Origin of the sequence: Hyphobacterium vulgare (assembly GCF_042643335.1) — a bacterium.
GTDB classification, from domain to species: domain Bacteria; phylum Pseudomonadota; class Alphaproteobacteria; order Caulobacterales; family Maricaulaceae; genus Hyphobacterium; species Hyphobacterium vulgare.
The window spans coordinates 73,722-100,510 of record NZ_JBHRSV010000016.1 but is presented as its reverse complement, the minus strand read 5'-3'; the positions used below and the strand labels follow the sequence as shown (position 1 = coordinate 100,510).

The 26,789-nt window shown below is 65.9% G+C and carries 32 protein-coding genes and 1 tRNA gene; 10 read left to right on the top strand and 23 right to left on the bottom strand.

Features of this window, described 5'->3' with window-relative positions; all coding sequences use genetic code 11:
* Positions 1-107: 107 nt before the first annotated feature.
* From ACFOOR_RS08645 to rlmN, 4 genes are all read right to left on the bottom strand, one after another.
* Positions 108-875, bottom strand: coding sequence for a DUF3800 domain-containing protein (locus ACFOOR_RS08645; RefSeq protein WP_343164632.1), 768 nt, complete (start codon positions 873-875; stop codon positions 108-110).
* A 192-nt stretch (positions 876-1,067) separates the two neighbouring features.
* Complete coding sequence (locus ACFOOR_RS08640; RefSeq protein WP_343164488.1) at positions 1,068-1,892, bottom strand: extensin-like domain-containing protein; 825 nt, start codon at positions 1,890-1,892, stop codon at positions 1,068-1,070.
* A 689-nt stretch (positions 1,893-2,581) separates the two neighbouring features.
* Positions 2,582-2,890, bottom strand: a complete 309-nt coding sequence (locus ACFOOR_RS08635) for an antibiotic biosynthesis monooxygenase (protein ID WP_343164487.1) — start codon at positions 2,888-2,890, stop codon at positions 2,582-2,584.
* Positions 2,887-4,047, bottom strand: coding sequence for a 23S rRNA (adenine(2503)-C(2))-methyltransferase RlmN (rlmN, locus tag ACFOOR_RS08630; RefSeq protein WP_343164486.1), 1,161 nt, complete (start codon positions 4,045-4,047; stop codon positions 2,887-2,889). The genes ACFOOR_RS08635 and rlmN overlap by 4 nt, the downstream gene beginning before the upstream one ends.
* A gap of 256 nt (positions 4,048-4,303) precedes the next feature.
* On the opposite strand from rlmN, the gene ACFOOR_RS08625 reads away from it, so the two are divergent.
* On the top strand, positions 4,304-5,050 hold the full coding sequence (locus ACFOOR_RS08625; RefSeq protein WP_343164485.1) for a DUF6065 family protein: 747 nt from the start codon (positions 4,304-4,306) through the stop codon (positions 5,048-5,050).
* A 3-nt stretch (positions 5,051-5,053) separates the two neighbouring features.
* On the opposite strand, the gene ACFOOR_RS08620 is transcribed toward ACFOOR_RS08625, so the two are convergent.
* A complete protein-coding gene (locus ACFOOR_RS08620; protein WP_343164484.1) occupies positions 5,054-5,848 on the bottom strand; it encodes a sterol desaturase family protein in 795 nt (264 codons plus the stop codon).
* Between the two features lie 94 nt (positions 5,849-5,942).
* Here ACFOOR_RS08620 and ACFOOR_RS08615 point away from each other — a divergent pair, with 94 nt between their 5' ends.
* A complete protein-coding gene (locus ACFOOR_RS08615; protein ID WP_343164483.1) occupies positions 5,943-6,872 on the top strand; it encodes a LysR family transcriptional regulator in 930 nt (309 codons plus the stop codon).
* Here the strand turns inward: ACFOOR_RS08615 and ACFOOR_RS08610 are convergent.
* Positions 6,812-7,306, bottom strand: a complete 495-nt coding sequence (locus ACFOOR_RS08610; protein WP_343164482.1) for an invasion associated locus B family protein — start codon at positions 7,304-7,306, stop codon at positions 6,812-6,814. The two genes, ACFOOR_RS08615 and ACFOOR_RS08610, sit on opposite strands and share 61 nt — an antisense overlap.
* Before the next feature lie 175 nt (positions 7,307-7,481).
* On the opposite strand from ACFOOR_RS08610, the gene ACFOOR_RS08605 reads away from it, so the two are divergent.
* Positions 7,482-8,063: a sigma-70 family RNA polymerase sigma factor gene (locus tag ACFOOR_RS08605; RefSeq protein WP_343164481.1), complete on the top strand. Its 582-nt coding sequence runs from the start codon at positions 7,482-7,484 to the stop codon at positions 8,061-8,063.
* Positions 8,064-8,126: 63 nt separating this feature from the next.
* Positions 8,127-8,810 (top strand): cupin domain-containing protein, encoded by a 684-nt coding sequence (locus ACFOOR_RS08600; RefSeq protein WP_343164480.1) that lies wholly within the window; start codon positions 8,127-8,129, stop codon positions 8,808-8,810.
* A gap of 173 nt (positions 8,811-8,983) precedes the next feature.
* Here the strand turns inward: ACFOOR_RS08600 and ACFOOR_RS08595 are convergent, their stop codons facing one another.
* Together ACFOOR_RS08595 and ACFOOR_RS08590 are read right to left on the bottom strand one after the other, a co-directional pair.
* Positions 8,984-9,505, bottom strand: a complete 522-nt coding sequence (locus ACFOOR_RS08595; protein ID WP_343164631.1) for an RNA methyltransferase — start codon at positions 9,503-9,505, stop codon at positions 8,984-8,986.
* 32 nt (positions 9,506-9,537) lie between these two features.
* Positions 9,538-10,410 carry an isoaspartyl peptidase/L-asparaginase family protein gene (locus ACFOOR_RS08590; protein ID WP_343164479.1) on the bottom strand — a complete coding sequence of 291 codons (873 nt, stop codon included), beginning with the start codon at positions 10,408-10,410 and terminating at the stop codon, positions 9,538-9,540.
* 164 nt (positions 10,411-10,574) lie between these two features.
* Here ACFOOR_RS08590 and ACFOOR_RS08585 point away from each other — a divergent pair, with 164 nt between their 5' ends.
* Positions 10,575-11,354: an SDR family NAD(P)-dependent oxidoreductase gene (locus tag ACFOOR_RS08585; RefSeq protein ID WP_343164478.1), complete on the top strand. Its 780-nt coding sequence runs from the start codon at positions 10,575-10,577 to the stop codon at positions 11,352-11,354.
* Positions 11,355-11,521: 167 nt separating this feature from the next.
* Positions 11,522-13,624, top strand: a complete 2,103-nt coding sequence (locus ACFOOR_RS08580; protein WP_343164477.1) for a TonB-dependent receptor — start codon at positions 11,522-11,524, stop codon at positions 13,622-13,624.
* Positions 13,625-13,729: 105 nt separating this feature from the next.
* Here the strand turns inward: ACFOOR_RS08580 and ACFOOR_RS08575 are convergent, their stop codons facing one another.
* Positions 13,730-14,263: a CC0125/CC1285 family lipoprotein gene (locus tag ACFOOR_RS08575; RefSeq protein WP_343164476.1), complete on the bottom strand. Its 534-nt coding sequence runs from the start codon at positions 14,261-14,263 to the stop codon at positions 13,730-13,732.
* Positions 14,264-14,410: 147 nt separating this feature from the next.
* Here ACFOOR_RS08575 and ACFOOR_RS08570 point away from each other — a divergent pair, with 147 nt between their 5' ends.
* Complete coding sequence (locus ACFOOR_RS08570; RefSeq protein ID WP_343164475.1) at positions 14,411-14,746, top strand: hypothetical protein; 336 nt, start codon at positions 14,411-14,413, stop codon at positions 14,744-14,746.
* On the opposite strand, the gene ACFOOR_RS08565 is transcribed toward ACFOOR_RS08570, so the two are convergent.
* From ACFOOR_RS08565 to ACFOOR_RS08525, 9 genes are all read right to left on the bottom strand, one after another.
* Complete coding sequence (locus tag ACFOOR_RS08565; protein WP_343164474.1) at positions 14,747-15,676, bottom strand: hypothetical protein; 930 nt, start codon at positions 15,674-15,676, stop codon at positions 14,747-14,749. It abuts the gene before it with no gap.
* On the bottom strand, positions 15,673-16,587 hold the full coding sequence (locus tag ACFOOR_RS08560) for a glycosyltransferase family 2 protein (RefSeq protein ID WP_343164473.1): 915 nt from the start codon (positions 16,585-16,587) through the stop codon (positions 15,673-15,675). The genes ACFOOR_RS08565 and ACFOOR_RS08560 overlap by 4 nt, the downstream gene beginning before the upstream one ends.
* An 18-nt stretch (positions 16,588-16,605) precedes the next feature.
* Positions 16,606-17,736 (bottom strand): GNAT family N-acetyltransferase, encoded by a 1,131-nt coding sequence (locus ACFOOR_RS08555; protein WP_343164472.1) that lies wholly within the window; start codon positions 17,734-17,736, stop codon positions 16,606-16,608.
* Positions 17,737-17,798: 62 nt separating this feature from the next.
* The gene (locus tag ACFOOR_RS08550) at positions 17,799-18,215 is read right to left on the bottom strand and encodes a response regulator (protein WP_343164471.1); all 417 of its coding nucleotides are present in this window, start codon (positions 18,213-18,215) and stop codon (positions 17,799-17,801) included.
* 81 nt (positions 18,216-18,296) lie between these two features.
* The gene (folD, locus tag ACFOOR_RS08545; protein WP_343164470.1) at positions 18,297-19,196 is read right to left on the bottom strand and encodes a bifunctional methylenetetrahydrofolate dehydrogenase/methenyltetrahydrofolate cyclohydrolase FolD; all 900 of its coding nucleotides are present in this window, start codon (positions 19,194-19,196) and stop codon (positions 18,297-18,299) included.
* Entirely contained in the window at positions 19,193-19,501 is a 309-nt protein-coding gene (locus ACFOOR_RS08540; protein ID WP_343164630.1) for a DUF167 family protein, read from the bottom strand. Before ACFOOR_RS08540 ends, folD begins: the two co-directional genes overlap by 4 nt.
* A 4-nt stretch (positions 19,502-19,505) precedes the next feature.
* Complete coding sequence (locus tag ACFOOR_RS08535) at positions 19,506-19,799, bottom strand: YggT family protein (RefSeq protein WP_343164469.1); 294 nt, start codon at positions 19,797-19,799, stop codon at positions 19,506-19,508.
* A gap of 33 nt (positions 19,800-19,832) precedes the next feature.
* Positions 19,833-20,270, bottom strand: coding sequence for a response regulator (locus tag ACFOOR_RS08530; RefSeq protein WP_343164468.1), 438 nt, complete (start codon positions 20,268-20,270; stop codon positions 19,833-19,835).
* Entirely contained in the window at positions 20,270-21,448 is a 1,179-nt protein-coding gene (locus ACFOOR_RS08525; RefSeq protein ID WP_343164467.1) for a sensor histidine kinase, read from the bottom strand. The genes ACFOOR_RS08530 and ACFOOR_RS08525 overlap by 1 nt, the downstream gene beginning before the upstream one ends.
* Positions 21,449-21,607: 159 nt before the next feature.
* On the opposite strand from ACFOOR_RS08525, the gene ACFOOR_RS08520 reads away from it, so the two are divergent.
* Together ACFOOR_RS08520 and ACFOOR_RS08515 are read left to right on the top strand one after the other, a co-directional pair.
* A tRNA-Ala gene (locus tag ACFOOR_RS08520) sits at positions 21,608-21,683 on the top strand.
* A gap of 275 nt (positions 21,684-21,958) precedes the next feature.
* Positions 21,959-22,291 (top strand): hypothetical protein, encoded by a 333-nt coding sequence (locus ACFOOR_RS08515; protein ID WP_343164466.1) that lies wholly within the window; start codon positions 21,959-21,961, stop codon positions 22,289-22,291.
* A 19-nt stretch (positions 22,292-22,310) separates the two neighbouring features.
* Here ACFOOR_RS08515 and ACFOOR_RS08510 read toward each other — a convergent pair whose 3' ends face one another.
* Both ACFOOR_RS08510 and ACFOOR_RS08505 read right to left on the bottom strand, forming a co-directional pair.
* Positions 22,311-22,979, bottom strand: coding sequence for a DUF4328 domain-containing protein (locus ACFOOR_RS08510; protein ID WP_343164465.1), 669 nt, complete (start codon positions 22,977-22,979; stop codon positions 22,311-22,313).
* A gap of 90 nt (positions 22,980-23,069) precedes the next feature.
* Positions 23,070-23,861, bottom strand: coding sequence for a MipA/OmpV family protein (locus ACFOOR_RS08505; RefSeq protein WP_343164464.1), 792 nt, complete (start codon positions 23,859-23,861; stop codon positions 23,070-23,072).
* Between the two features lie 110 nt (positions 23,862-23,971).
* Here ACFOOR_RS08505 and ACFOOR_RS08500 point away from each other — a divergent pair, with 110 nt between their 5' ends.
* Complete coding sequence (locus ACFOOR_RS08500) at positions 23,972-24,430, top strand: Tat pathway signal protein (RefSeq protein ID WP_343164463.1); 459 nt, start codon at positions 23,972-23,974, stop codon at positions 24,428-24,430.
* 15 nt (positions 24,431-24,445) lie between these two features.
* Here the strand turns inward: ACFOOR_RS08500 and ACFOOR_RS08495 are convergent, their stop codons facing one another.
* Genes ACFOOR_RS08495 through rsmG form a run of 3 tightly spaced genes read right to left on the bottom strand, consistent with a single transcriptional unit; the run spans position 24,446 to position 26,785 of the window.
* Positions 24,446-25,333 (bottom strand): ParB/RepB/Spo0J family partition protein, encoded by an 888-nt coding sequence (locus ACFOOR_RS08495; protein WP_343164462.1) that lies wholly within the window; start codon positions 25,331-25,333, stop codon positions 24,446-24,448.
* Positions 25,330-26,172, bottom strand: a complete 843-nt coding sequence (locus tag ACFOOR_RS08490) for a ParA family protein (protein WP_343164461.1) — start codon at positions 26,170-26,172, stop codon at positions 25,330-25,332. The genes ACFOOR_RS08495 and ACFOOR_RS08490 overlap by 4 nt, the downstream gene beginning before the upstream one ends.
* Positions 26,165-26,785 (bottom strand): 16S rRNA (guanine(527)-N(7))-methyltransferase RsmG, encoded by a 621-nt coding sequence (rsmG, locus tag ACFOOR_RS08485; RefSeq protein WP_343164460.1) that lies wholly within the window; start codon positions 26,783-26,785, stop codon positions 26,165-26,167. Before rsmG ends, ACFOOR_RS08490 begins: the two co-directional genes overlap by 8 nt.
* Positions 26,786-26,789: the final 4 nt, after the last annotated feature.

Below are 26,789 nucleotides of genomic sequence, written 5' to 3'. Positions count from 1 at the left end.
CGCACAAATGGCTATAAATCCTATTAAATTCAATAATTTGTGTGTTTATAAGCTTCTCAGGGCATAATTCGGAAAGCGCGTCAACGCACCGGCCGGTCGAGTAAGTTCTAGCTGTTCTCAATGACAAACACGCCGTCGGAATCGGTGCCGCCGATGCGGTCGATATTGGGGCCAAGGGCTTTGAGGAAGCTCTCGTTCGCCTTCTGCTCCAGAACGGCGCCGTGGGGCTTTTCGCGCTGGTAGACGGCATAGGCGCACAGATCCGCGGCCTGGATCAGCAGCGAGGATTTCGAATCCCGGCGCTGGGGCTGTTCGATGACGTATTTCAGCGGCCGGTTCTCGATCTCGCTCTTGCGCCACAGCCACCAGCCCTTCGTGATGCGCACCGGGCGTTCGCGGCGGAGGCCGCGCACCAGCTTGTCGAGCTGGCCGCCATGGGTGTCGTCCGAGACGATGAAGCCGGGAATGCCGGTTTCCGGCGCGCGGCCGCGATTGAGCGTGTTCAGATAGCCGTCGAAGCGCCCCAGATGTGCCGACCAGCCGGCGCGGAAGACGTCGGTTTCCGGCGGCAGCTTGGCCTTCCGGACCACGGTCAGGAGGATTTTCATGTGCGGCATCTTGCCGAGGCGTTCCAGCGTCGACTGGATCAGCGCGACGCGGCGGGCGTGATTGCCCGGGCCGGAGCGCAGAATGGCCGAGCCGCGCAGCTCGTCATTGGGTTTCAGCCCGTATTGCGCGCCAAGATCGCGGCGCATATCGATCAGGCGCTTCTCGGTCTCGTTCCAGCGATTGGCGGGCGTGATCAGGCCGGCCAGCACGAAGACCGGCGTCGAACCCGGTTCGCGCCCTGCATCGCCCGACTCGTCCACATACATCAACTGCACGCGATACCCCCTCACCGCCTTATGGTTAACATGGCGGCGGTGACGGAACGAAGACAAATCGCGTCTCAGGGGAATGGGGGTTGTCGCGGCGGTCGCGCCCCTTCCCTTCGCCCGCATTTGAGGGAGAGGGTGGCGCGCCTGGCCCCGCGAAGGCGGGGCAAGCGCCGGGTGAGGGGGAGAGGCCTACCGGCAGATCTGCCAGGAGCCCATGTCGAGGTGGAAGTGGTCGTGGTGGGCGGCGTTGTAGTCCGGGCCGAGCACGCCGGTGAAAAGCTGGCACGACACGTCGCGAACCTCGCGCAGGAATGCCGATGCCGCGCCGCCCGCGTCCCAGTCCGTCACCTCGATCACGCGGCCGTCGGCGAGGCGGAAGCCCGACACGTCGATCGCGTTGGCGCCGGCATGTTCCGACCAGCTGCCCGATTGCGCACCATTGACCCGGCGGCAGGAGAAGGTGCCGTAGTGCAGGATTTCGGTGACCTCGCTGCCGAGGTGGTCTTGCGCAGCAGGCTGGAGGATTTCGCGCTCCCAGACATAGAGCGTCGCGGCCAGCGCGCAGGAGGCGACGTCCGGTACCGGGTTGGCATAGCCGACATTCGACTGTTCGATCCGCACGCCCGCCTGCCAGTGACAGGCCGGGGTGGAGGCGGTGGAGGGTCCGGCGCGGGTGAATTGCATGTCCGATCCGTCGAGTGCGGCGAGGCAGGCGTCGGCATTGCCGCGCAGGGCGCGCAGATGCGTCGAGGTAAAGAGGTGGAGGCCCGGCTCTTCGAGATCGGCCTGGCCCCACGGCTTCCGGCCCTCGGGCTGGGCGTCGATATGCTGCAGAATGGCGCCGATGCCGAACGCCCCCAGCAACAGAATCCCGGCGCGCGCGGTGATCTCGGCCCAGAGCGGCCAGCCAGTCGGGCCGCGGCGCGGAGGCTGGCGCTTCGGTCTTGCCGGAGGCGGGGTGCGCGGCGTTTCACCTTTCGGCGAGCGCTGGAAGGGTCCGTAGACGGGCTTCATGACGGTTTATCTAGAATTCGATGCGGCGAAACCGTGGCAAGGGGCTGGGAATTTTGGGGGAGACGGGGTCGCCGGGGCCTTCCCCTCGCCCCCATTTGGGGGAGAGGGGTCAGGGGTGAGGGGGTATTCGCCCAAACCTGATTTCGGAGCCGAACCCCACATCCGCCCTGACGGGCACCTTTCATGCCGCGAAACGCTCCACTGGAGCGTTTCGTCGTCCGGCATGAAACCCCTTCAAGAAGGGGAGAAGGGATAAGGGCAGATGTCTCAGGACAGGCCGTTGTTGAGGTCGGATTCCAGTTTCAGACTGTCCTGAGGAGCATCCTTGATTCCGCCCTCCCCCTCTGCGGGGAGGGCCGGGAGGCTGAGCGTCAGCCAGCCGGCCGGGGTGGGGGTGTTTCAATCATCTCTCTCCGACGCTCCCCGGTTTCGCGAAGCGAAGACCGGGGTCTATCCTGGATCCCGGATCGGCTTCGCCGTCCGGGAAACGTCAATTGAGACGTTGACGGGGTCCCCATGCAAATGGGGACCTGAAGCATGCACCCGGTTTCGGATTCCCGATGCCTGTCCCCGCGAATGCGGGGATCGCGGGAAGCCCATGGCGAAAAGTAAGTTCACCCCACCCCGCTCCCGTCGACCTGATGGTCGCCGTTCGCGTCCCTCCCCCTCAAGGGGAGGGAAGCACGCCCTCATTCTTCCCTGAGCACATCATCGGTGACGGTCAGCACCACTTCGTCGAAACGTTCCGCGATCGCGGCCTGCATGGTCTTGAAACAGGCCTTCGAGAAGAAGTCGTTCTGCTCGAAACAGGCCTTGCGAACCTCGTCCGACGGCCAGCGCGCATAGGACCAGAACAGGCCGTCCGCGCCCTCATGCAGGCGCGCGCCGTAGCTGCCGCATTTTTCGTGGATCAGTTTCGTGCCTTCAACCCAGGCGGCGCGGAATTCGGCTTCCTTCCCGGGCGTGATCCGCCAGCGGTAGAGGACGGCGATGGTCACGCCGACGCAGCGTCCTGCAGCTTCTTCCGCTCACTCGCCCGCAGCTTCTTCGATTCCGAGCGCAGCTGGCCGCAGGCGGCGAAGATGTCGCGGCCGCGCGGGGTGCGGATCGGCGAGGCATAGCCCGCCCGGTTCACCACTTCGGCGAAAGCCTCGATCCGGTCCCAGTCCGAACACTCGTAAGGCGAGTTCGGCCAGGGATTGAAGGGGATGAGGTTGATCTTCGCCGGCACGCCCTTGAGCAGTCTCACCAGCGCCTTCGCCTCGGCGAGGCTGTCGTTCACGCCCTTCAGCATGACATATTCGAAAGTGACGCGCTTGGCGTTGCCGAGGCCGGGATACTGGCGGATCGCGTCCATCAGCTCCTTGAGCGGATACTTCCTGTTCAGCGGCACGAGCTCATTTCTGAGATCGTCATTGGTCGCGTGCAGCGAGATGGCGAGCATGGCGCCGGTGCGCTCGCCCAGTTCGACGATTTTCGGCACCACACCGGAGGTCGACACCGTGATGCGCCGCCGCCCGATCGAGATGCCGTCGCCATCGGAAATCGTGTCGATCGCGTCGGACACGGCATCGAGATTATAGAGCGGCTCGCCCATCCCCATGAAGACGATGTTGGTGATCTGGCGGTTCTCGTTCGAGGTCGGCCATTCGGCGAGGTCGTCGCGGGCGATGATCACCTGCGCGGCGATTTCCTGCGCCGTGAGATTGCGCACCAGGGGCTGGGTGCCGGTGTGGCAGAAGGTGCAGTTGAGCGTGCAGCCGACCTGGCTCGACACGCACAACGCGCCGGACTTGCCGACATCGGGGATGAAAACGGTCTCGCACTCGACGCCGGGAGCGAGGCGGATCAGGTATTTGCGCGTGCCGTCGACCGAGACGAGGCGTTCAACGATCTCCGGGCGGTTGAGCGTGAAATTCTGGTCCAGGACGGCGCGCAGATCCTTCGACACATTGGTCATGGCGCCGAAATCGGTGACGCCGGCATGGTGGATCCAGCGCCACAGTTGGTCGGCGCGCATCTTCGCCTTGCCTGCGTCGACGCCTGCGCCCTCGATCAGGGCGGTCTTCAGGGCGTCACGCGTCATCCCGGCCAGCGAGGCCTTGCCAGGCAGCGGTTTCGCGGACGGGTCGTAGAGGTCGAGTGCGGTCGTCATGGCGGCGTCATCTAATGCAAATCGGGCCGTTTTGCGAGGGGCTGGGATGCAAGGCAGCCGCCTGGGGTGGGGGTGCTTTCATGGGGTCCCCATGAAAATGGGGACCTGAAGCTTTTACCCGGTTTCGGATTCCCGCTTTCGCGGGAACCCCAAGAAAAGAGATGTTCACCCCACCCCGCTCCCCTTCGAGGGGAGGGAAAGGCGTTGGCCGCATCTCCCGGTTCACCTCACCCGCGCGCCCCGCTAACGTCGCACCATGAAACTCACCCTCTTCCCGCTGGTGGCCGGCGAGATGCCGATCCGGCCCGCCGAGGCGCGCCGCGACTGGATGGACAGCGCGCGCGAGGCCTTTCCCTATCGCTGCCTGCCACTGGCACTGGCCAACCAGCATGGCTGGGAGGTGTTCACGCCCTTCGATTTCGAGGCGGAGTGGAATGGCGGCGACTATCCTGCCGACGTCGTGGTGCGCGCCGACCCGCCAATCCCGCCCGGTTCGCCCGGCGCGCCGCTGGCCAATTTCGGCGAGGGCGTGCTGACCTTCGAGCTGAGCTTCATGCTGCGCACGCCGGAGGGCTGGAACATCTTCGTCACCGGGCCGATGAACGGCATCAAGGACGGGATCGCGCCGCTGTCGGGCGTGATCGAGACCGACTGGAGCCCCTATTCCTTCACGATGAACTGGCGTTTCACCCGGCCGGGAAAGGTGCGGTTTGCGGCTGGCGAGACAATCGCGACCCTGTTTCCGGTGCCGCGCAATCTGTTCGACAGTTTCGAGCCGGAAATCGTCTCGATCCACTCCGATCCGGAGACCTACAAACATTTCATGGCATGGCGCGAGCAGCGCGCCGACTTCGCCGAGCGCCTGCTGCGTCACGAGACCGGCGCGGTCGAGGAGAAGTGGCAGAAGACCTATTACCGCGGCCTCTACCCGAAGGGCGAGAAAGGTCCGGAGGATCACAAGATCAAGCTGCGCGTGAAACCGTTCGGGCCGGAGACGGGGTAAGGCTCAGCGGCGCACCAGCGGCCACAGCAGTTCGCGGCTGGCGCTGACCGGTTCCATCCCCTCGATGCCATAGCGTTCGGGATAGCAGCGCGTGATCTTCGCGGTGCCGAACAACACGTCCCAGAAGAAGAGCAGATTGCCGTAATTGCCCTTGTAGTGGGTGACGCCGTCCGTGCGGTCGAGGCCGTGATGGGCGCTGTGGGTCGCCGGGGTGGAGATGACACGTTCGACGAGCCACATCACCGGACGCAGCGCGGGAATCCGGTAGAGGGCGGCATCCCAGCGCCAGGCCGAATGCGCGGCAAAGATGATCGTCATCTTGATCACGAGATAGACGGCATAGACCGGGTAGAAACCGAGATGGACCAGCACGGCGGCGATCCAGATCCCCGGCATGAAGAGATAGTAGAAAAGATTGTTCCGGTAGGAGATCCGCACGCTCATATAGGCGCCCGAATGGTGCGCCCGGTGCAGATTGTAGAGCCAGGGAATGTTGTGGCTGGCGCGGTGCCACCAGTATTGCGTCATGTCGTCGGCGACGAGCAGGATCGCGACCATCGCCCACCACGGAAGAAAGGCGAGCGCGCCGGCCGAGCCGGGCCGGACGGCCTCCACCAGGAGCGGCGCGAGCGCGAAGATCGCCGGTACCGTGACCAGAACGATGGTCAGGCTGGACACAGTCTCGATCAGGATGTCGCGCCGCGAGGACCGGTCCTTCGGGTGAAACCGCCCGACAATGATTTCGAGCAGGGCGAAGGCGGCGAAGATGGCCGGAACCAGAAGTTTCTCGCTGATCATCGCCGGGGCCTCCTGCCCGCAAATCTGGCCCGGTCCGGATATAACCTCAAATATTATCTCGTGATATTCATATAATCGCTTGTTATGGTACGGCATGCTCAATCTGCGCACTGCCCGCCTGTTCGCCGCCTGCGCCGATCACGGCACGCTGACCGCCGCTGCGACAGCGCTCAACGTCTCGCAACCGGCCGCGTCCAAGACGCTCGGCCAGATCGAAGCCGCGCTCGGCGGCGCACTGTTCGAACGGGCGGGGCGCAAGCTGGTTCTGACGCGCCTCGGCGAGGCGATGTTGCCGCGTGCACGCAGCCTGCTGCAGCAAGCCGCTGATCTCGAAGCCGAGGCCCGGCGCTGGCGCCGGGGTGAAGCCGGCGCGCTGACATTGGGGACCGGACCCGCCATCGCCTACCAGTTGCTGCCCGAAACGGTCGGCCGCTTCCTGCAGTCGCATTCCGGCGTGCGGCTGACCGTACGGGCCGGGGCGGCTGCGGAACTGATCGAACTGGTGGCGCGGGGGCAGATCGATCTGGCAGCCGCCCATGTCGGCAATGTCGCGCCCGATCCGGGACTGGTGGTGCGGCGCCTGCCGGCGCAGCGAATGGCTGCGGCGGTGCGCTCCGGGCATCCGGTGCTGTCGGGCGGCGCGCTGACCGACTATCCGGTGGCGGGGGCCACCCTGCCCGAAGCGTTGCGGCGCGAACCGCTCGCCTGGGGCGCCGTTCCTGCGGGGGTGGTGTGTGACGATTATACGCTGCTGGCCCGCGCCGCCCTGGTGACGGACCACATCCTGATCGGTCCGGAACCGGTGGTGCGCCATGCGAGCGTGGTTCACGGCCTGATCGTGCTCGACGTGCCGGTCTCGGACCGGCCGGTGGAGCCGGCGTTGATCTACCGAAAAAGCGCGCCCCGGAGCGCGGCGCGCGACGCGCTATGCGCCTGTTTCGAGGCGGTGGCCCGGGAAGGAGATCAGCACAACTCCCCGACGCGGTTCAGCGCCGCAGTGATGCCCGACAGCGAGAATTCATAGGCCGTGGCCGTACCGCGGGTGGAGGTCGCCTCGACCCGCATCAGCGCGCCAGCCTTCATCGCGCGGACGAGGCGGCGCTCGTCCTCGGTCTCCTCGACGAAGCCGTCGCGGTCGGCGGCGAACATCTCGAACCGGTCCGACCCGATCCGCGCCAGCGGCGGGTTGTCCGGACGCAGCGGGTAGCCGGCGATGAAGCGGGGTTGTTCGCTGGCCTGACCATTGGCCCAGCTCGACACCATGAAGAAGACCTGGCCGTGATCGACATTCTGCGGCGCCATCTCGGTCGGCTGGGTCAGCGCATAACAGACGAGTCCGTCAACGGTGTCGACGGTGAAGACATGCCAGTCGGAGTAATTGCCGCGCGAAGTCTGGGCCGCGGCGGGCGCGCTGACCAGGACGAGGGCGGCGGCAAGGCAGGCAAGTCGGCGGAACATCACGTCTTTCTCCAGAGCGGCCGGATTCACGGAACGCGCCTTGTCCAGCAGGGTTTCGCGGCAGATTCAAGGCGCTGCGGATATCACAGCAGATTGATTCACGGAGTGTGAACGGGCTTGATCGCGCCGCGCGCCTCGCCCACAAGCAGGGGGCGATCAGAAGGGGCCGCCCCGGGTGAGTGACTTTGCCGGACAGGAAAACGACACCGCCCGCCGGGCCCGGCTCGACGGGCTGGTGGAGGCATGCGCGCGCAAGGACCGCGCCGCCTTCGCGGAGCTGTTCGGCTTCTTCGCGCCGCGCATCAAGGCCTATCTCAAACGCCTGGCGAGTGACGATGCAACGGCGGAAGAGCTGACCCAGGAAGTGATGCTGACCGTCTGGCGCAAGGCGTCGCTGTTCGATCCGAAACAGGCGTCGGCCTCGACCTGGATCTACCGGATCGCGCGCAACCGGCGGATCGATCTGGCTCGCCGCGACGGCAAGCCGGCGCTCGATGCCGAGGAACCGCTGCTGCAGCCCGGCGCGGCGGAAGCCCCCGACGATGCCGTCTTCGCCCGGGATCGCGAAGCCAGGGTGCGCGACGCGCTGAAGACGCTTCCCGACGAACAGGTCGCCCTCCTCCGCCTCGCCTTTTTCGACGGGCTTAGTCATTCGGAAATCGCCGTGCGACAGGATCTGCCGCTGGGGACGGTCAAGTCGCGCCTGCGGCTCGCCTTCGACAAGCTGAGAGGGGTGCTCGGCCGTGATGATCTCTAGACGCCTTGACCCGGGGCTGCCGCGATCCATATCCGGCGGCTTCGCGTATACGGCAAGACGACCATGACCCATGTGACCGCATCATCGCTGGCAATCGCGTACGCGGCGGGACGCCTGTCGGCGCCGCTGCGCCTGCTCGTGGAAACCCATTCGGCACTGCGCGGCGATGTCGCCGCGGCGGTCGCTGGTGGCGAGGTGCTGGGCGGAGCGCTGCTGGAGGCCGAGGTACCGGCACCGATGGCCGACAATGCCGAGGCGATCGCGCTGGCGACGATCGAGGCGCTGGAGCGAGGCGCGGGTGAAGCCGCCGGTCTGGGCACGGCAGCCGCCGACCCGGTGCAAGCCGCGTCGAGCGGGTCGAAATGGCTCGACGAAATTCTCGCCCTGCCCGACCCGCTGCGCGAACGCGTGCTGGAATCAGGTCTCGACTGGCGTTTCGCCGCGCCGGGCGTACGCCGCATCGTGCTGATGAAGGAGGCCGGCGCGGAAGCCGAACTCCTGCGCATCGAGCCGGGCCATGGCGCGCCGCGCCACAGCCATGCGGGCCGGGAATTCACCCTGGTGCTCACCGGGGCCTTCCATGACGGGATCCGGCACTATGGCGCGGGCGATCTCGCCGCGGTCGACGGCGCCACCACCCACCGGCCGATCGCGGAGGCCGGCGAGGTCTGCTACGCGCTGGCCGTGACCGAGGGCGAACTGGCATTCACAGGCCTGCCGGGCCTGCTCCAGAAGTGGCTGGGGTAGTTTTACCGGTTTCGGTCACGTGGTGTGTGTGCTCTCCCTTCTCACCTTTTCAAGGGGAGAAGGTGCCCGCAAGGGCGGATGAGGGGTTCTGCTCCGAAATTGCGGTGAGTGGCTGTCCCCCTCACCCGGCGCTCCGCGCCACCCTCTCCCCCAAATGGGGGCGAGGGGAAAGATCAGCGCCGTACCTTCGGGGCATCCCAGCTCCCGGGCGTTCCGAGCTCCGGCCCGCCGGGCATGAGCGGGCGATCGGGGTAGCCGCCCATCGCCAGCGTGCGGTCGTAAAGCGTGATCGCCGCCGCCACCGAGACATTGACGCAGAATTTCGTCGGGATGCGCACGATATGGTCGCAGCGCGCCTGCATTTCCGGGGTCAGCGAGCCGCGCTCGCGCCCGAGCACATAGGCGCAGGCGCGCGGGTGGCGGAAGCTGGGCAGGTCGACCGCGTCCTCGGTCAGTTCGATCCCGACAAGGCTGCAGCCTTCGGGCAGGACCATTTCGGCGAGGCTGTCCCAGCCGAAATAGGGGACATTCTTCAGGCTGCGCGCGGTGTCTGACTGGAAGATATCGAGCGCTTTGTGATGGGCATCGACGGTGAAGGCGAAGCTGGCGCCGAAGGCGTGCGCGGTCCTGAGGATCGCGCCCAGATTCATCGCCTTCGAAATGCCCTCGACGCCGACGCCGAAATAGCCTTTCAGGGGACGGACGGGCCGCGTGCCCGTGGCCGCCGTCATCCGGCCTTCACGCCCGCGGTGATGCGGCCATCAGGATGCAGGACGGCGTGCTTCATGCCTTCGGAATTCCACGGGAAGGCGACACGGCCATCCTTGCCGACGGCGATGATGCCGCCATCGCCGCCGAGACGCTTCACGTCCTTCAACGCCCAGCGGCAGGCCTCATCCGGGCTTTCCTGCAGGTAGCGGATGCGCGCCGCGACCGTGCCGGCGGCCAATGAGCGGATGAAGTACTCGCCCTGACCGGTGCAGGAAACGGCAACCTCGGTATCGGCCCAGGTGCCCGAGCCGATCAGCGGGCAATCGCCGACGCGGCCGGGCGTCTTCTTCAGCGTGCCGCCGGTCGAGGTCGCGGCGGCGAGACGGCCTTCGGCATCAAGCGCGACGGCGCCGACCGTGCCGGTGGCGATGGCGCGATTGTCGGCCACGGCGGCGGGCTTGTAATAGCTGTCCGGATCTTCGACCTCTTCGAGCCCGTTCTTGCGTGCCAGTCGCGCGGCGCCGTCGCCGGCGAGCAGGACGTGCGGAGTCTTTTCCATGACCATGCGCGCGGCATCGATCGGCGAGACGAAACCTTCGAGCGCCGCGACGGCCCCGGCCATGCGGCAGGGTCCGTCCATGATGGCGGCGTCGAGCTCGTAGCGGCCCTCGACATTCGGAGCCGAGCCCTTTCCGGCGACATAGAGGCCGGAGACTTCCATCGCTCGGGTCAGGTCGGCGACGACGTCGATCGCGCTCATTCCGTCGTGCAACAGGGTGCGGCCGCGCTCGGCCAGCGAATGGAGGTGTTCGACCTCGCGGTCATAGCTGCGCCGGGCGAGCACGCCCGCACCGCCATGAAGAACCAGGGCCACAGGGGAGGAGGCCATGCGTGTTTCCTCGATTTCTGCCGCGCCTTCGCGGCGGACTGAAAGCTCTACCACCCCGGGCACGCGGCAAGAAGTCCCGTGAAGAGGGCTTGGCGCGCGGGGCGGGGGCGGGTTATCTGCCTGCCGGAAAAGAGTCCACCTTTCGATACGGGGAAGTGCACACGATGAAACTGTCCAAGGATATCGCCGCCATCGTCACCGGCGGCGCGTCGGGTCTCGGCGAGGGCACGGCCCGCCGTCTGGCGGCCGGCGGCGCGAAAGTCGCCCTGTTCGACCTCAATGAGGAACGCGGCGAGGCTCTGGCGAAGGAGCTGGGCGGCGTGTTCTGCAAGGTCAATGTCGCCGACGAGGCGAGCGTCACCGCCGGGTTCGAGAAGGCCCGCGCCGCGCACGGCCAGGAACGCGTCCTGGTGAATTGCGCCGGGATCGGCTGGGCCGAGAAGACGGCGCGCCGGTCCTCCTCCGGCGAGATCATGAGCCACAGGATCGAGGGTTTCTCGAAAGTCATCGCGATCAATCTGATCGGCAGCTTCATGTGCGCGGCGAAGGCCGCCGAAGGCATGCTGGGCGCCGATCCGATGGCGGATGGCGAGCGCGGCGTGATCATCAACACCGCCTCGGTCGCGGCGCAGGACGGCCAGATCGGCCAGGTCGCCTATTCCGCCTCGAAGGGCGGCATTTACGGCATGACGCTGCCGATGGCGCGCGACCTCGCGCGCGAAGGCGTGCGTGTGAACACGATCCTGCCGGGCTTCTTCGAGACGCCGATCTACAAGCAAATGCCGCCGGAGGTGAAAACCAATCTGATGGCGCATTTGCAATTCCCGCAGCGCTTCGGCACACCGGAGGAATACGCCGATCTTGTCGCCTTCATGGTCGAGAATACCTATATCAACGCCGAATGCGTGCGCCTTGACGCCGGCGCGCGGATGGGCCCGAAATAGGGTCGGGTACCGCATTTCCGATGCAGCAAGGCCGGGCATCCGCCCGGCCTTTTTCACGCCGATAACTGCAAAAACTTCTGACTTTCATTCTCAATTGATCTGGACAGACCCTTTCTGGTTGCGTTGAATGCGGATCATTCGCAATCTCGACGGGGGTCGACACCATCATGCGTTCTCTTCTTCTCGCCGGCGCCGCCTTCAGCGTGCTGGCTCCTGCCGCTGCGTTCGCACAGTCGGATGACCGGAGCGACGCCGGGCCGCTGGTGGCTGCGGCTGCGGCCGCGAGTGCCGCCGATGATGTCTTCTACGTCTATGGAACGCGGTCATCCTACCGCGAGGACGAGACCAGTTCGGTCACCCGGACGGAAACACCGATCGAGGAAATTCCCCAGGCGGTGACGATCATCACGCGCGACGTGATCGACGACCAGGCGATGACGGGGATGGGCGAGTTGGTCCGCTATGTTCCGGGCGTGACGATGGGCCAGGGCGAAGGTCACCGCGACGCGCCGGTCATGCGCGGCAATCTGTCGACCGCGGACTTCTTCGTCGACGGCATGCGCGACGATCTGCAGTATCTGCGCGATCTCTACAATGTGGAACGCGTCGATGTCATCAAGGGCCCCTCGGCGCTGGTGTTCGGCCGCGGCACGGGCGGGGGCGCGATCAACCGCGTGTCCAAGCCCGCCGATGGCGAAGAGGAACGCGGCCTGTCGCTGACGCTGGGCAGCGAGGGACAGCGCCGGCTGGCGGGCGATTTCGGCACCGCCATCACGCCCGATTTCGGCTTCCGTCTCAATGGCGTTCTGGAAGACAGCGAGAGCTTCCGCGACGAGGTCGAGATCGAGCGGCGTGGCATCGCCCCGGCGGCCCGTTTCGAATTCGGAGATACCCGCATCGACGTGTTCGCCGAACATTTCGCCGACGACCGCACGGTCGATCGCGGCGTGCCCTCGCAGGGAAGCCGCCCCTGGGGCGGTCCGGCCGAGACCTATTTCGGCAATCCCGACCTGTCGGCCAGCGAGATCCGCGTCTCGACGCTGCGCGGCGTGGTGTCGCGTGATCTCGGCCAGGGGTTCAGCTTCCGCGGCGCGCTGTCCTGGGGCGATTACGACAAGTATTACGAGAATGTCTATCCGGGCGGGCCGGTCGATCCGGTCGCGAACACGGTGCGGATCTCGTCCTACACCTCGCAGACGCTGCGCGAGAACCTGCTCGCCCAGGCCGATCTGGTCTGGGAGGGCAGATTGGCCAGCGTCGAGCACACGCTGCTGATCGGCGTCGAGGCGGGGCGGCAGGACAGTGAGAATGTGCGGGTGAACTCGACCTCGGCGGTGTTCAGCCTCGCCGACCGCGGCCGCACCTACACGCCGGACTTCACCCTCGCTCCGGCGCAGGACAACGCCAATTCGCTCGACCTGTTCGCGGTGCTGGTGCAGGACCAGATTCACGTCACCGAGGCGCTGACCCTGGTCGCCGGGCTGCGTTTCGACCAGTTCGATCTCGATTTCACCGACCGGCGGCCCGGCCAGCCGGATTTCGCTCGCAGCGACGACTTCCTGTCGCCGCGCCTGGGCATCGTCTATGAACCGGTCGAGGGCGTGTCGCTCTATGGCGGCTGGAGCCTGGCGCACCTGCCGCAATCGGGCGAGCAGTTCAATTCGCTCAATGCGACCCGCGCCTCGCTCGAGCCCGAGGAATTCGAGAGCACCGAGATCGGCCTGCGCTGGCAACCCAATGACCAGCTGCTCTTCTCCGCGGCGCTCTACCGCCTCGACCGGACCAACACGACCGCGCCGGGCGCCACGCCGGGCACGACGGTGCTGACCGGATCACAGCGTTCCGAAGGGCTGGAGCTGTCGGTGCAGGGCGAGATCCGGGACGGGTGGAACATCATCGGCGCCATGGCCTTTCAGAATGCCGAGATCACGTCGACGACGAGCGCGGCCCCGGCCGGGCGTGAGGCGCCGCTTGTGCCCGATTTCAGCGCTTCGGTGTGGAACCGGATCTCGGTCACCGACCGGTTCGACGTCGCGCTCGGGGTGATCCACCAGGGCGAACAATACGCCTCGATCTCGAACACGGTAGTGCTGCCTGCCTATACAAGGGTCGATGCCGGCGTCTTCTATGCGCTGAGCGACCGGATCGACCTGCAGCTCAATATCGAGAACCTGACCGACACGACCTATTGGTACAGCGCGCACAACGACAACAATATCAGCCCGGGATCGCCGACGGCGGTGCGGCTGACGCTGGCCGCCAGCTTCTGAACATGAAAAGGCCGGGCGATTGCCCGGCCTTCTGGTGTCTGGGTTCGGCCTGTGCCGCGTGTGCGAGCAAGGCCGGTGTCCCGTTTGACGGCCGGCTCGCCCCGTCTACATCTGCGGGCGCGCGATGTCGTTGCCGAGATTGGCCATCACCTCGCGGGCGTTGAACGTGTTGGGATCGTCCGGATGGCCCCGCCCCAGCACGATCTCCGCCGCAGCCTCGTAGCGCGTCGTCTCGCGGTAGTGGTGGCGATCCCAGAAGGGGTCGTGCCACGGATACCAGCCATAGGCGGGGTGGTAATAGCGATAGTCCACCAGAAATCCGGAATAACGCCACGGATCGCGCGACGGTCCCCAGGTGCGGGTGTCCTCGTCGGTGGCGCGGGTGACGACGGTGAAGGTCTCGTAGCCGCGCTCCAGCGCCAGTTCGGCGGCGCGGTAGAGCAGATAGGTTTCCACCGTCTCCCGGTCGGTCAGCGAATTGCCGGAAAAGGAAATCCGGTAGCGGTCCGATTCCAGCGATACCTGTTCATAGCCATAGCCCCCCGGCCGGTCGGCGGCCTGATAGGGGGTCGGTGTGGCGCAGGCCGCCAGCACGGCGGCGGCGGCTGCAATCGTTACCAGTGTCGTGCGAAGCATCATGTCAGCTCCCTTGGTCGCGAAGTCCCCGCAATCCCCAGAGCCGGGATTATGGGCATGGTTCGCGCTTTAGGCGAATCACACTCAGGCGGGGTTCATCTCCCGCAAACGATGTTAGGCTGGAAGAAGATCCATTTGACGAGGCCGATCATGTTCCGATTTCTGACTGCCGCTGCCGCCGCGATGCTGCTGACCGGCGCCGCCACAGCCGATACCGCCGACGACATCGCGCAGGAATGCATCGCCGAAGGCGAGAATGCCGAGGATTGCCGCTGCGTCGCCGACCAGATGGAAGCGCATCTGACCGAGGCCGAGATGCAGTTCATGCTGCGGATCGCGCAGGCCGAGACCCGCGACCAGCAGACGATGATGACCATTGCCAGCGAGACCGGCATGACGGTCGAATCGCTGGCCGCGATGACGCAGAAAATGGTTGATGCCGAACCGGCGGTCCGCGAGATCTGCGGCTCGTCCCTGTTCGAATAGTCAGCCCGCGAGCGGCCCGACCGCGCCGGGTGCGGACAGGTCGACGGCGAAGCTGGGCGGCAGGGGTTCGGGCGGGCTCGGCTCCAGCCCCATCGCCTTGGCCGAGCGCGCGACAGCGAATTTCACAAGGCTGGCCGGATGCCAGGCGCCGCGCCGTTTCGGGGTCAGTCCCAGGCGGCGGCGCGCCAGCGCATCGGCATAGACGGCGTTGGCGCTGACCAGCGCGGCCGGGCTTAGGAATTCGCACGACAGCGAGACATTGACACTGTCGCCGTTGACGATGCGGTGCGGTGCGTATTGCGGCCAGTGCAGGACATCGCCGGGTTCGAGATCGAACACGGCCGCGCCACCATCGAAGTCCGGACGGTAGTCGAACTGTTCGGCGGTTTCCTTCAGCACGATGCGTTCAAGCGCCTCGGCGGTGACATAGGGCGCGCGGGCCGGATAAAGCCAGACGCGCTTGCGGCCCCGGATATGCCACAAGGTCACGCGCGGCACGTCGAGATGGTAGAAGACCTGCGCGCCGGGCGAGGAGATCAGCAAGCCGACATCACGCCGGAAGGTCTTCAGACCCGGGATTTCTGCCTCGAGCGCGCCGAACATCTCCCCGGACAGCGCGTCGAATTCCTCGAGATAATCATTCGTGGCCCGCAGATTGAGCCAGATCCGGCCCTCCCGGACCGACGTCAGAAGCGCCTCGCCGGACAGGTTGCCGGCCCGGCCGCGCCGCCAGGACCGCCAGTCCACAGGATCGCCGCCCATGGTGAAGACGCCGAGCCTGTCACGCGGATAGCGGTCGAGCACATCGGCGAGCGCCGCATCATCGAACATCGAACGCTGGTGAAGCGTGTGGCGGAAGGCCTGCGGCGCGCGGCCGAAATCGCGGCGCGCCAGCGCGTCGAACTGACCGGGTTCGAGAACACGTGTCATGCTGCGCTGCCGTAGAATTTGAGCTTGAACGGCCCGCCCCAGAACAGCTTGCCCAGTCCGCGTACTGCCTTGTCGAGCATGCGCGCGCGGCGCGGGGCGCGGACCAGCCACAGGGCGGCGGCGGCGGTGCCGTAGACGGCGAATTGTGCGGCGCCCACGGCCATCCAGAACAGAATTCCGGGCAGGTGACGCGCGGCGGCGCAGGCCGCGCTGGGCCCCTGCCCGTAGGCGAAGGCGCGGCGCAACGTGTAGCCGAGCCGGGTGCGGCTGAGCATCGGGTCTTCATAGACGAAGGCTTCGGCGCACCATGCGAAGCGCGCGCCCGCGCGCTCCATCTCCGCGAACAGGAGATCGTCCTCGCCGCCGATATCATTGCGCTCGGCGGAGAAGGGCGCGTCGCGCTGCGGCAAGGCGGCGCGGCGGATCAGCGAGTTTCCGCAGCCGTAATAGTGGTCGATCACACCGGAGTCCTCCGGCCCGATTCGCGAGAAGAACTGGATGTAGTAGGCGCGGTGATCGGTGATCGCTTCGGGCAGGCGGGCGCGGACCGGACCGAAGACGACATCGGCTTCGTGGAAGCGCTGTTCGCCGACCAGTTCGCACAGCCAGGCGGCTGGCGCTTCCTCGTCATCGTCGAGGAAGGCGATGAAGTCACCCGACGCTGCGGTCACGCCGGCATTACGCGCATTCGCGACACCCGGCTCGGCGGCGTGGACGTAGCGCACCGGGAAGGGTGCCCCGTCCGCCAGCCCGCGCACCGCGTCAAGCGCGGTCGCCGCCGGGTCGTTGTCGACGATGATCAGTTCCAGCTTCAGGCCGCAGGGATTGGCCTGGCGGAGGATGCTCCGCGCCGCCCGGTCGAGCCCTTCCGGCCGCTTGAATGTGGGGATGATGACCGAAATATCCGTCATGCGTGATCCTTCACCGGGTCAGACCGTGCTGCTGCGCATCGACACGGCGCGCCACAGGCCGCCGACCCGGCCGCGCCAGTCGAGCTCGGAACTGGCGATCAGTTCGGTGCGGCGGTGCAGCCGGGCGACCTGGCGTGACACCGCGCCGGGCATCGCCTCACCCAGCGACCAGGGCAGGCGGACCAGGTCTGTCCGTGCGCGGGCCAGCCCGCTGGCCGTCACCATTCCGGCGCGCATCGTCTCGTGCGCATTGGCATAGTATTTCTTGTAGTGATCGTGCCCGCCGGCCAGATCGACGCGGGTGAGCCCCAGATCGGGCATCTTCTCCATCAACGCGTGGAGGATGAGCTGGCCGGGCGACCAGGGCGCGAAGTCGGGGTCGAAGGCGGCGATCCAGGGATTGTAGTCGCTCCCCGTCCGGATGCCGTAGAGGCCGGCGGCGACCTGTCCCTCGACGCGCAAGGTGACCATCAGACCCTCGGCCTCGCCCTGCGCTTCAAGGAACAGCGTGCGCATCATCTCTCCGGCCCAGCGCGGGGCGAGCACATCGTGCCGGCCGGTGCGTTCGAACTGGGCGCGCTTCCAGCCGATCAGGGTGTCGAAGGCCGCCGCGTCGCGATCAGGCGCGACGAGTTCGACATGACCCCGTTCGCGCTCGAGCTGGCGGGCGAGGCGGCGATGGTTCTTGTACCGCTTGGCATGCTGCGCGCGCTGGTTTTCCAGCACGGCGTCGAGATCGTCATTGACGCGCATCAGGTGCAGGGGCTCGGCCTCGGCGAGATCGCCCAGGCGGCCCTGCGGGTCCGCGGCGGCGTCGAAATGAAGCGCCCGAATGCCGGCCTTGTCGAACAGCGCGGAGAGCGGCATGGCGAAGTCCGGCGCCGCGATCATGCCCTGGATGTCGGCAAAGGGCGCGCCCAGCGGCCGGGCCAGTCCGCCCGGGCGACGATGCAGGGGCAGGACGGCGACCAGTCGGCCGCCCTCGAAGGCGCAGACGATGCGGACATCCTTGCGCACCCTGCCCATCAGGATCGCGAAGTCGGGGTGCAGAAGCGGGGTGGTCAGGCCGCACTCGCGCGCCAGATTGATCCAGGCCTGTCTGAGGCCCGGGTCGATCCTGTCCGGATTCATGACATCGATGCGGTACATTGATGCGGGCTCCCGCCATTCCGGCGACATTACCCGCAAGATTCACGCCAGACGTGCGCCGGTCAGATCGCCTCGATCTGGTTCGACATCGCGGTCTGGCGGATCATGCCGGCAAGATAGATCGGCGCCTGACCGTCTGCGCCCGCGAGATGCTTGTTCTTGTCGAGCGTATTGATCTCTTCCGGCAGGGCGTCGGAGTCGACCCGCATGGAGCCGGACAGCACAAGAATAGGCGTGCCGCCGCACAGTTCGGCGACGGTCTCGTAGGTTTCGCGCGGCTTGACCGAGTCCGGCAGGCGCAGGTCGAGCAGGATGAGGTCATATCCGCCGGCAGCCAGCTTGCGTTTGGCTTCGCGCAGCGTGCGCGCGACCGTGAAGGAGATGTCGAGATCGCCGGCCTCGCAGACCGCATTCTGGACCAGAAGCGCGTCGGCGAAATCATCTTCGACGTGGAGCACTTTGATCGGTTCCTGGGTCACGGTCCGGCCTCCGGCGATTCGCTGTTCGATGGACCGGTTTTGCGCGGGAAATCCTAACGCGATGTTTACATCTGTCTCGGGTCAGGCCGCCGCAACCGGGATATCCACACCTTCGCGCCGCGCCATGGCCTGGACGGTGTTGCGCAGAAGCAGGGCGATCGTCATCGGACCGACCCCGCCGGGGACGGGCGTGATCGACCCGGCAACGTCTTTCGCCGCGTCGAAATCGACATCGCCGACAAGGCGGGTCCCGCCCTCGCCCTTTTCCGGTGCCGGAATCCGGTTGATGCCGACATCGAGGACGCAGGCACCGGGCCGGATCCAGTCGCCGCCGATCATGTTCGGCCGCCCGACGGCGGCGACGAGAATGTCGGCGGTGCGGCACAGGGCCGGCAGGTCCCGGGTTTTCGAATGGGCGATGGTGACGGTGCAGTTCTTCTCGAGGAAAAGCAGGGCGGCCGGCTTTCCGACCAGAATCGAGCGGCCGACCACGACGACCGACTTGCCGTCGAGCTTGCCCAGTGCGCGCTCGGCCAGGATGACGCAGCCCGCCGGCGTGCAGGGGCGCAGGCCGGACTGACCGAGCAGGAGCCGGCCGGCACTGACCGGTGTCAGGCCGTCGACATCCTTGTCGGGGTCGATCGCCGCGATGACCTTGCCGGAATCGATGTGACCGGGAAGGGGCATCTGGACAAGGATGCCGTCGACCGACGGGTCGGCATTCAGCCGCTGAACGATGGCAATGACCTCGGCCTCGGTCGTCGCGGCCGGCTTGCGGATCTCGATCGAGCGCATCGCGGCGGCTTCGGCGCGGCGTCCCTTGTTGCGGACATAGACGTCGCTGGCCGGATCGTCGCCGATCAGGACAACGGCCAGTCCCGGCTTGCGGCCGGAAATGCGCGCCAGCGCCTCGGCGGTGTGCCGGGCACGCGCGTCGATTTCGGCCGCGATGGCCTTTCCGTCAATGATGCTGGCCGTCATGCTTCACCCTTCCCCAACAGGGATGCCAGGAGAGTCCGCGTTTCCGGTCCCGGCTCGATCCGGAGGGTTTTCACGCGTGCGGTCATTCCGCCTATCACGGTGACGGCGGACTTGGGAATGCGCAGCGTCTTCGCCACGAGTTTTTCGACCGCGGCATTGGCAGCGCCCTTTTCGGGAATGGCACGGACCCGGCATTTCAGATGCGCCGACCCGTCGGCGGCCGTCTCGATCCCCTCGATCCGGTCGATCGAGGCGTTCGGGGTGAGACGGACGCGCAAAAGGAGGGCAGTGCCATCCTCGCGCATCACGTCAGATGCCGAAACGGGTATAGATCCAGCCAAGGGTGATGATCACGAACTGGACGAGCAGCATCAGGACAATGGGGGAGAAATCGATACCCCCGAGCGAAGGCAGGATACGCCGGATCGGACGCAGCGCCGGTTCGACCAGCACGGCGGTGCCGCGGATCACGGCCTGGACGAAGGCGTTGTGCCGATTGACCACGTTGAAGGCGACAAGCCAGCTGAGCACGACCCAGACCAGGATCACGATGATGTAGATCTGCAGGACATTCGTGAGCAGCCAGTAGATCGGATAGGGCATGGTTCGCGGCCTCCGGGAAAATGTCCCGCCTGTCTAGCCGGGCCGGGGCTCTCCCGGCAACCGCGCAAGCACATGCCAGAAATTGTGCAGTCCGGCGGCGATCGTGTCGTACTCGTCGAGCCCGTAGGGTTTCACGATATAGGCGTTGGCGTTGAGCGCGTAGCTGTCGTCGATGTCCCCGCGCTGGGTCGAAGTCGACAGGACGATGATCGGCGTCTTGATGCCGCGTTCGGTGCGGATCGTCTTCAACACATCGCGTCCGGTGATGCCCGGCATGTTGAGGTCGAGCAGGACGATGTCGTGCACCCCTTCGGTGATCGCCTCGACCGCGGCGGCCCCGCTGGTGACCAGATCGCTTTCGGTCTCTCCGGCCTGATCCAGCGCGTTCATGATGAAGTAGGCATCCTGGCGGTCATCCTCGACGACGAGGACGCGCAGCGGTCCGGTCCGTTGTCCAATTCGCTTTGACATCATTCTTCCCTGTCTGGTGTTGCGGGCAGGCGCACGACAAAGCGGGCACCGCCCGAATATTCGGTGTCGAGCCGGACCGAACCGCCATGTCCCTCGGCGATGCGGCGGCAGAGTGACAGGCCGATTCCGGTCCCCGGACGCTCCTCGCCATGCAGGCGTTTGAGCATTTCGAATATCCGGTCGGCGAATTCCGCCGGAACGCCGATCCCGTTATCGGTCACGGTGATGACGGTCCTGTCGCCGTCCGGTTCGGCCGCTATTGCGAGGATCAGCGGTTCGTCCGAGCGGTATTTGACCGCATTGTCCATGAGGTTCGAGAACAGCCTGACGAGCAATTCCCGGTCGCCGAAGACCTGACCGTCGGCGGCGACGGTCACGGTGGCCGACACGGCGCCGAGCTCGGTCCGGTTCTCGGCGAGCGCCGCCTGGAGAATATCCGCGATATCGTGATGGCCGGGGTCGGGAACCTGGTCAACCAGTTTGGAGTATTCCAGCAAGCTGAAGATCATGGCGCGCATGCGCCCGGTCGCGCCGTGTATCTGATCGAGCATGGCGGCCGCGTCCGGGTCGAGTTCACCGGCCGCCTTGCGCTTCAGCATTTCCGAATACATGGCGATATGGCGCAGCGGCGTTTGCAGGTCGTGGGCCACGGTCGCCGCGTATTCACGCAATGTCTCGTTGGAACGGATGAGTTCGGCGGTCCGCGCCTCGACCCGGGTTTCCAGATTGCGGGCAAGTCCGCCCAACTCGGCTTCCGCCGTTCGGCGGCGGGCTATTTCCCCGGTCAGATCGCGATTGACGGCCTCCAGTTGCTCGACCGAGGGGATGCGCAGCGCCTTTGGCAAGAGCGGCCACAGCACGATTGCCGTCGCGACCGACACGATCGCGGTTGCCGCCTTGACCACGCCCTCGGTGATGTAGTCGGGGTTCCAGATCACCCAGATCGCGAAGACGTGGGTGGTCCCGCACAACAGGATGAAGGCGGTGAACAACCAGAGCACCGGCTTGTAGCGGGTTTCGGGCCGGCGCCAGGCAAACAGCGCCAGAACGACCGGGATGGAGAAGTAGGACAGGGCGATCAGGCTGTCCGATACGGCGTGAAGCGACAACAGCCACGGCGTCCAGAGGAAGCACATGCCGTGCGGCATGAAGCCGGTTGCCGAGATCATGTCTGCCATTGCGCCCCGTCCCGCAGGTATTGCCTATAGCCGTGTTGAGGTTGCGTTTGCTGAAGTTGAAACGCAAGACGGTATTCTTCGAACGGGCAGAATTGCGGCGGGCTGCAGAGTTGCTTGACGGTTTCCGGCGCGGACCGTATGTGTCCGCTCCCTTGGTGCGGGGCCGTAGCTCAGTTGGGAGAGCGCGTCGTTCGCAATGACGAGGTCAGGGGTTCGATTCCCCTCGGCTCCACCAAGCCTCCTTCAGACATTCGGTTTCTGGGCCACTTCAGACGGCCGCAGTTCGCGTGTTTTCGGACGGTTTCTGCCTGCACGCCTCCCGCTCCGGGGCAGAAAACCTCAAAAACATGAATGAGATAACGAGCGAACGAAGCGCGGCGAAAACACCCCCTTTTCATCCGGGTCCGGATAGAATACAGTTTTGTGAAGGTTCGGTGTCATAAACATATCCGAACCGTCACAAAAGCCGCCGGGTTTGGGCGGCGAAGCTGATGGACCCGGGAGGCCGCCATGAAGATTTTTTCGACCCTCGCTGTTTCCGCCACCCTGGCTTTCGCGGTGGCCGCGCCCGCATTGTCGCAGGAGTCCTCCACGAACGAATTCTACTTCGTGGTCGACCGGACCGACATTTCCGGGGAGCGCAGCGCGCAGGAAATCTACGCAGAACTGGTCGCGACGGCTGATGCCTATTGCGCGCAGTTCGGAGAGGCCCGCCAGGACTGTACCGAGCAGATGGTGGAAATGGCGATCGGCGAGATCGAGGATGCTGACCTTGCCGCCGTCCATGCCCGCGTCACGGCGCAACCGGATGGCGTGATGACGGCGGCCGTCTCCGGCCACTGAGCCCGCCCCCGCAGGCCCTTCAAGGCGCCGCCCCGGCTTCCGCCGGAGGCGGCGTTTTGCTGTCTGCGACCGGCTTCCAGTCCTGTGTCTGGAAACGGGCGATCCGGGTCACGATGAGGGATACGAGTCCGATCGCGACGAAGCCGAGGATCGAACCGGCGACCCCGATCGACTCCGCCCAGACGAACATCGACATCGAATCATAATCCGCCTGCATGTAGAGGCGTGTGGATATCGTGCCGGCGAAACCCGAGACCAGCCATGCCGTCCACCATGGCCCCAGCAGACGTTCGGTTTTCGGTCCGGCGGGGTCGTCCGCGAATGTGAGCGCGGTACAGACCGAAATCGCCTGATAGGGTTTGAACAGACTCATGAACGGGATGAAGTAGTAGCCGACCGCCCAACCCGGTCCGGGCTTCTGCTCGTCCCCGAACCGGTCGCGCGAATTGGCGACAACCCGGTAGGTACAGACCAGTAAGACGACGAGCCAGATGATGTAGATCCCGAGAGCGGCAAGCGTTCCGAGATTGAGCCCGTCGTAGAGCGATGCCAGGTCGTAGGACACGGTCTCCGCATGAGACCACACATAGGCGCCGAGCGCCGCAACCAGCGTCGAATAGATTTGCCCGGCCAGGGCGAGAAGTGTCGTGATGCTCAGCAGGCGGAGCGGTACGGATCTGATTTTCATGGCTGGTCCCCTTGAGCGCACACGCGCAACCCCTACGCCCCTTTCATAGCGAAGAGGCGGCAGGAGACCAGAGTGAAGTGTCCAGTCAGGTCAGAAGCGGCGGCCGATCGCGATCCCGGCAAAGACCGGCGTATCGCTGCCTCGCACGGTGACGATCGGGCTGTCGGCATAGTCGCCCTGCAGGCGGGACGCGCCAAGCACGCCGGTGACGGACCAGTTTTCGGAGACCTGCTGGTCGAGGAAGAGGGTCACGCCGATATCCTGGATGCCGCCCTCGGCGGTGTGGACCGGCAGGCCGCTGGCGGCGAATCCAACCGCGTCGACGGAGAACAGGCGGTCGGCATAGGAATCCGGCGTGCCGCTGACCGAGAGATTGGCAATGAACAGGGTCGTCGGGGACAGGGGAGCGGTCCAGGCCGCCGATGCGGACCAGAACAGTCCGTCATATTCACCGGTCACATCAGCCCCGGCGCGGGCGCTGAGATAGACGCGATCGAAGTCACTGGTCAGGCCCCGGGCGGCGAGCACCCGCACGAAACCACCCAGAACGGCGCCGCCATCGGCTTCGGGCAGCAGGCGGACCACCGGGTCGTCGATATCGCTGTCGCGGCCGCCATACCAGCGGGCATAGGCACCGGCCTCGACCCGGCCGGTATCGAGAAAGGCCGCGGACAGGCCGGGACCTTCGACCTGAAGCACAACCTCGCCAAGACGGACGCGGCCGGCACCGAAGGGCAGGATGCGATACTCGTCGGAGCCGGGGTGATCGGGTGCGGTTGCGACCCCGAGGGCAACAAAGTCCGGCGCACCTCCCTCCTGCGCGGAAGCGGACGCGGACAGGATGATGATTGCTGCGGAGGCGGCGAAAGCAGACTTCAACATGAGACCCTCTCTTGAAGCGGTATGACCCGTCTTACGCTTTGAATCCGGATTCGGATCCATGTCCGGGCTTGAAAACGGGAAATTTACTCCCGTGTGGCAGAGTTCGGGGCATGACGATACGCCAGTTGCTTCCCGCCGCCCTCGCGCTGATCCTTGCCGAAGCGGCGCCCGCATTCGCTTCGCCGCCGCCGTCGGACGGGGACGGGCACGGTGCGGCGCCGCAGCAGGCCCAACGCGGGCGTTCGATCACCTCGTCTCCGGATTTCGTTCCCCTGGCCCCCCTGACGGCCACGCTGCAGGCGGATTACCGCCTGCGGGGCATTCTGCAGATCGAGGCCGGGCTGGAGATCCCCGACCGCCGGCTTCGCGCCCGGGCCGAAGAGATGATGCCGCGGCTGCGCAATGCCTATGTCACACAATTGTCGATCTATGCGGGTGCCAATTACCGCTATGGCGAGATGCCGGACGCCGACCGGATCTCGGCGATGCTGCAGCAGGCCACCGATGACATTCTCGGTCAGGAAGGGGCGCAGATCCTGCTCGGCATGGTCGTGATCCACGAACGCTAGGCGGCAGCCGCCCGGCTATTTCGACGACAGGCGGCGGCACAAATCGTCGAGCTGTTCCAGCGTCGAATAGGAGATCCGGATTTCGCCGGCCTCCTTCTTCGGCCCCTTGCCATGACGAATGTCGATGCCGAGCCCAAGCCGCCCCGCGAGGTCGGCTTCCAGCGCCTGGGTGTCGACATCCTTTCCCGGATCGGTCGCCCGGCCCTTGCGCTCGGGAGCCTTGCCGGACGCGGCATCGCGGGCGAGCTGTTCGGCGGCGCGGACGCTCAGACCCTTTTCGACGATCAGATCGGCAAGACCGGCGGCATCCGGCGCAGAGGCGATGGCCCGGGCATGCCCGGACGACAGTCGTCCGGTTTCGAGATGGTCGAGGACGCTTTCCGGGAGCGCGAGCAGGCGCAACGCATTGGCGACATGACTGCGGCTTTTCGAAACCGCGCGGGCGATCTCTTCCTGGGTATGGCCGAAACGTTCGGTCAGCTGTCTGAAGGCGCGGGCCTCTTCGACCGGGTTCAGATCGGCGCGCTGGACATTCTCGACAATGGCGATCTCGATCGCCTCGCGGTCGGACAGGTCGCGCACGATGACGGGGATGTCGTGAATCCGGGCCCGCTGGGCGGCGCGCCAGCGGCGTTCACCGGCGACGATCTCATACCCCTGACCGTCAGGGGCGGGCCGGACCAGCAAAGGCTGCAGCACACCCTTTTCGGCGATGGATTCGGTCAGCGAGGCGAGATCGGCCTCTTCAAAACGCCGCCGCGGCTGGTCGGGATTGGCGCGGATCTGGTCGATCGGCACTGTCCGCACGCCCGGACCGTCGCTCGACGTGCCGGAAGCGGTCTCGGTTTCGCTCAACAGGGCGGACAGGCCGCGGCCCAGCCCGCGCGTGCGTTCGACGCTCATGCCAATTCCTTATTTCTTTCAGAGGCTTGACCGCGTTCCTGGCGCAGGACTTCCTTGGCCAGTGCGATATAGGCCTGGCTGCCGGCGCAATTGAGGTCGTAGAGCAGGACCGGCTTGCCGAAGGATGGTGCCTCGCTGACCCGGACATTGCGCGGGATCACGGTGGTATACACCTTGTCGCCGAAATGCTCGCGGACATCACTCGCGACCTGGTCGGAGAGATTGTTCCGGCGGTCATACATGGTCAGCACCACGCCCTGCAGGGTGAGGCCGGTATTGAGATTGGTGCGGACCAGATCGATCGTGCGCATCAGCTGGCTCAGGCCTTCGAGCGCGAAGAATTCGCATTGCAGCGGGACCAGAACCGAATCGGACGCGGTCAGGGCATTGACCGTGAGCAGGTTCAGCGAGGGCGGGCAGTCGATCAGGATGTAGTCGAAGCGCTCGCCTTGATCGGCCAGCCGGTCGCGGAACCGCTCGATGGCATGGCGCAGCCGGTAGGAGCGGCGCGGCGCGTTGGCGAGTTCGAGCTCCGCGCCCGACAGATCGGGATCGGAGGGGGCAAGGCTGAGGCCGGGAATCGTGGTCGCCGTCAGCGCCTCGCTCAGAGGCCGTTCTCCGACGAGAACGTCATAGGTCGTCGACACGCGCTGCGCCGGCGGCACGCCCAGTCCTGTGGACGCGTTGCCCTGAGGGTCGAGGTCGAGCAGCACGACCTTCTGTCCGATCGCGGCGAGGGCGGTGCCGAGATTGATCGCGGTCGTGGTCTTGCCGACGCCGCCCTTCTGGTTGGCGACGGCGATGACTTTCGGAGAGGACGTCCGCATCGTTTCAGGCATGGGCCAACTCCGTGATCTCGAGGATCGTACCGCCACCCCCGGTCAGGCTGTCGTGCAACCGGGATTTGAACCGCCACGCCTTGCGCGCCTCGGCGATTTCATCCTGATGCTTCGCCCCCTTCAGGAACAGTCCCTTTCCGCCCTTTTTCAACAGCGGATGCGCGTATGCGAGAAGTTTCGGCAGCGCCGCCATCGCCCGGGCGGTCACGACATCGAAGCCGGGGCCGGGATCGAGGCTTTCCGCCCGCACCGGCGCGACCCGCGCCGGTGCGCCGGTGGCCTTGACCACTTCGGTCAGAAAGGCGGCCTTCTTGCCGATCGATTCGACCAGGACGACTTCGCCGCCACTCCCCTCCTGCATGGCGAAGGCGACGGCGAGGCCGGGAAAGCCCGCGCCCGATCCGAGATCCGCCCAGCGCCCCGTGGCGGGAAGAATCTGTGTCACCTGCCAGGAGTCGAGCGCGTGACGATGCCAGAAGTCGTTCAGCGTCGCGCGGCCCACCAGATTGGTGTGGCGGCTCCAGTCGGCCAGGAGTTGGCGCCAGGTCTCGTAACGCTCCAGTGTTTCACGTGAAACACCCGTCCGTGCGGCGAAGGCCTCGCGCGTCAGCATGCGC